2 protein-coding genes are annotated in these 742 nt (G+C 53.0%); both read right to left on the bottom strand.

All coding sequences use genetic code 11. The features are described from left to right. Window positions 1-524: 3-oxoacid CoA-transferase subunit B (locus KCX82_RS22870; RefSeq protein ID WP_227020744.1), on the bottom strand; the 524-nt coding region annotated here is incomplete at its 3' end. Further along, window positions 512-742: CoA-transferase (locus KCX82_RS22865; protein ID WP_319633376.1), on the bottom strand; the 231-nt coding region annotated here is incomplete at its 5' end. The genes KCX82_RS22865 and KCX82_RS22870, both read right to left, overlap by 13 nt.

Raw genomic sequence — 742 nt, 5'->3', positions numbered from 1 at the left:
CCCATCTCGGTGATGATCATGTCCACCACTCCCACTGCCGTATAAGGCAGGGTGCATTCTTTCAGAATCTTATGCTTTCCTTTGTTGGTATGCTGCATGGCGATGATCACCTTCTTGGCTCCCACTACCAGGTCCATGGCTCCTCCCATTCCGGGTACCATCTTTCCCGGTACGATCCAGTTGGCCAGATTTCCGTGTTCATCTACTTCCAGGGAACCCAGAATCGTCGCATCCACGTGTCCGCCACGGATGATTCCAAAGGAAGTGGCGCTGTCAAAGAAGCAGGCTCCCTGCTTTACCGTTACATACTGCGCTCCCGCATTCACAAGGTCGATGTCTTCCTCTCCCTGTGCAGGCGCCGGGCCGAGTCCTAAAAAGCCGTTTTCCGACTGCAGCGTGATATCCACTCCTTCCGGTATGAAGTTGGCTACCATGGTGGGAAGTCCGATGCCCAGGTTGACCACGTCTCCGTCCTTCAATTCCTTTGCAACTCTTGCTGCTATGATTTCCTTTACATCTGCCATGGTTTTTCACCTCCTACGATTGCATCCACGAAGATCCCCGAGGTTACCACGTGATTGGGGTCCAGTTCTCCCACTTTGACGATTTCACAGGCGCCTACGATGACATGCTCTGCTGCGGTGGCCATCATGGGATTGAAGTTTCTCGTTGCCTCGTTGTACAGGGTATTGCCGAATTCGTCGGTGACGGAACCTCTGATGAGTGCAAAGTCTGCCTTCAA

It is taken from the genome of Sinanaerobacter chloroacetimidivorans (genome assembly GCF_018128545.1).
GTDB lineage: Bacteria > Bacillota > Clostridia > Peptostreptococcales > Anaerovoracaceae > Sinanaerobacter > Sinanaerobacter chloroacetimidivorans.
Note: the sequence above shows the minus strand (reverse complement) of the source record. Positions and strands in the feature narration are given on the sequence as shown.